A 3,354-nucleotide genomic window follows, 5' to 3' on the forward strand; every position below is an offset into this window, starting at 1 on the left:
TCCGATTCTAACATTTGCATCCCACTCTGGCTGGCACTTTTTGCAAATGTTAGAATCAAAGGACCACTAGTAAATATCGGCTTCTAGTGGAGTTTTGGATTTGACATTCGCTTTGCGAATGCGCGGCTACGGGGTAGCGAATGTCAAATCCACTCCACTGGTTCGTGCTTTTTCAGGCGATGTTAGCGGAGCATGGGAGCGGCGTCACTATCGCCCTGGGTCAAAGAAAAAGGGCGCGGCCGCGTCGGCAGCCGCACCCTTGCTCGTTCCGGCGGCGCAGCATACGTGAGCGCCGCCGCCATTCCGCTCAGTCGAGGATCACTGGTGGTACTTGACCGTCAGATAGGCGCCGAGCCCTTCACCGACAAAGCCGCCGGCGCCGTTGGCGGCGACGAAATAGAGCTTGTTGGTGAAGTTCTTGACGTTGAGCGACACGCCCCAGTTGGCGTTCTCCCAGCCGGCCATCAGGTTGCCGATCACGAAGCCAGGGACGGAATTGACGTTGGTCGTGTCGCTCCAGGTTCGGTCGCGATAGTTGGCGCCGATGCCGGCCTGGAATCCGGAAATGCCACCGAGCGCGAATTTATAGACGCTCCACGCATTGGCCATATTGGCCGGTACGCCCTGCGGGCGGTCGCCGATGGTCGTCGGCGCGTTCGGAGCAGTGGTCACGACGGCCTCCTGATGGGTGGCGTTCGCAAGGATACTCCATTGATCGGTGATCTTGGCGATCAGCGAGGCTTCCTCGCCGTTGGTGAGCTGGCTGTCGAAGGTGACGATCTGTACGCCGGCATTTGGGCCGGTGCTTGGGGTGAACAGCGTCGCCACATTGTCGCGGGAGACGTTGAAGACCGCCGTGTTGAAGACGATCCTCTCGTTGAGGAACGTATAGCGGATGCCGGCTTCATATTGCCGCGCGGATTCCGGAGCGCCGATACCATTCTGGACATTTTCTGAATTGAAGTTGGCCATATAGCTCTGGGAGGCGCCGATATAGGGCGCCATCCAGTCTGTGAGATGATAAAGCGTACCGACGTTCCAGCTCAGCGGCGTGTCGCTGCGCGTCAACGGCACGCCGGCGACGATCGGAACGTTCGTCAAGGTGAACGCGTTCGGCACGGTGATCAGCGGGTTAAGGTCGGTATCAAACCGGTCCTGACGTACCCCGACGCGCAGCTTCCACTTGTCGGTCAGGTCCATCTGGTCGGTGGCATAGAGACCGTAATAATTCGCGACCAGATGATCATTGTCGCAGGAATGCGTCTTGTCGCACAGGAATCCCGTCTTCATGCCGGCTGTCGACAATTCCGCAGGCGTCGGCGCGAAGATATTGGCGATGGGGTTAAGGTCGGCCGTCTCGCGAACCGTGTCCATGTCCTGACGCTGGTACTCGAAGCCCGTCAACAGCGTGTGATGGATTCCGCCAGTGTAGAATTTCCAGACCGGCTCGAATTGATAATCGAAGAAGTTGTCCGAGTCGTTTTGGTAGCGCAACTGCCGCCCGACCAGTGAAATGGTCCCATCAGGGTTAGTCTTGAGATGGGTGCCGCTCGAGCTGTTGGGGGCGGTCATGCTGTCGTTGTTACGCATCGCGTCGATGTCGCGATGCGTGTAGGAAAAGCGATTGTTGATGGTCAGGAAGTTCGTGACGTCCCATTGATCGGTAAAGGTGGGACGGATGTCGTCCTGTTTTGCGAAAGCAAACGGCGTCGAATATTTCGCAGTGTCAGGAACGCCCGTGATCGGCTGGCCACGGAAATAGATCAGGCCGTAAGAATCCGGCGTCTGTTCGATATGCCGAGCGTCGAGCGCGAAGGTGAGGGTGTGGTCGGCGACATGCCAGGAGAACGCGGGGCGGATTTCGTAATCCTTGCTGTTGAGATCGCGGAACGCATCGCCGCCGCTGGCCGTAGTGTCGATCCGGTAGTTTAGTCCACTGATTGTCGTTGGACCGGTGACATAGTTACTGTTGGTCACGCCGCCGAACGAATTGACCTGCGTGCTCGTTCCCCAATGGAACACCGGTGACGGATCGTAGTGGACGATGTTGACCGTGCCGCCGGGCGGACCGCTGCCGAACAGCGCCGATCCCGGCCCTTCCAGGATTTCAATCTGCTTCACGCCGTTCAGTGAGTGCACAAGCCCGCCGAGCTGATCACCGTCGGAGAAGCGGTCGGTATAAACCTGGGCGTTCAGGCCGCGGATCAGGAAGTGGTCGAAGTAACCGAGCGAATCCTGGCCGCCGCTGTTGATGCCGCTGGCGTTCCAGATGGCATCTCTCAGCAGGGTACCGCCCTGCTCGGTCACGACCTGTCGTGGAACAATCTGGACGCTGGCGGGCAGGTCGGCCAGCTTGGTGCCGGTTTTTCCCAGTCCCGGCGCCTGCTGCAGCGGCGGGCCGGAAGTGTTGTTGTTCGGACCGTTGCCGTCGTCGGGTGCTGCAGCGGTCTGGGTGTTCGGCTTCGGTGGCCGGTTGGTCCGAGTTGCGCGTCTGGCCGCTGGCTTCGAGGTCGTGGCGGCCCGCTTCGGGGTAGCGCGCTCTTTCGGCGCCTCGACTTGAACCGGCGGAAGCGTGGTCGAATTTTGTGCGTAAGACGATCCCGCGGCAAAAACCGGCAGGGTCGCGCAGAGCAGCATTCTACAACGATTCCGAAAGATGCGGTCGAGCTGTTCGCTGTTCTTGCTCAACCGATCTGTATTTCGCCCGATCACTCACGCGCCCCACGCAATTTAGAATTGGAATAGTCAAGCGGAGATCCGATCCCCGTGCTTGCACGCAGACCTAACACAATGTCGGTGATGTATTCCGTGGTTCGACGCTCAGCTTGCTTAGAAATCATCTTAGAAGCCGTCTAGACTGACGCGCTGCCGGTTCATTCACTCCCGCTGGGGTCAATCAGAATCGCGTCAGCATCACCGCATCATGCGGAAGATGATTTCGTCGGCGTCTTCGATTGGCGGACGAAGGCGATCGAGGGTATCATTGTGATTCCTCCGCCATCGATTCCCGGCATCGGCACCGGCGGTGGCTTCGCCATGCGCATCCAGGACCGGCAGGGCCGCGGGCCGGAATTGCTGGCGGCGGCGACCGACGAACTGGTCGCGGCGGCGCGCAAGACACCGGGATTGACCTCGGTATTCTCGCCGTTCTCGGCGAATACGCCGCAGGTGTTCGTCGACATCGATCGTACCAAGGCGCAGAAACTGGGCGTGCCGATCCAGGGTGTGACGGATGCCATCGAGACTTACTTCGGCTCGACCTATGTCAACGACTTCAACATCCGCGGCCGGACCTACCACGTGACCGCACAGGCCGATTTGCCGTTCCGCAAAGAGGCGGCCGACCTGGCGCGG

General features: G+C 59.6%; 1 protein-coding gene and 1 pseudogene. One reads left to right on the forward strand and one right to left on the reverse strand.

Annotated elements, in window-relative coordinates:
• Positions 1–318: 318 nt before the first annotated feature.
• Positions 319–2,637: a TonB-dependent receptor gene (locus WB528_RS21405; RefSeq protein WP_423890451.1), complete on the reverse strand. Its 2,319-nt coding sequence runs from the start codon at positions 2,635–2,637 to the stop codon at positions 319–321.
• Positions 2,638–2,958: 321 nt separating this feature from the next.
• Between WB528_RS21405 and WB528_RS21410 the strand changes: the two are divergent.
• Positions 2,959–3,354 (forward strand): annotated as a pseudogene (locus tag WB528_RS21410) (efflux RND transporter permease subunit); the annotation flags it as partial.

The organism is Bradyrhizobium sp. (assembly GCF_049586575.1).
Classification (GTDB): domain Bacteria; phylum Pseudomonadota; class Alphaproteobacteria; order Rhizobiales; family Xanthobacteraceae; genus Bradyrhizobium.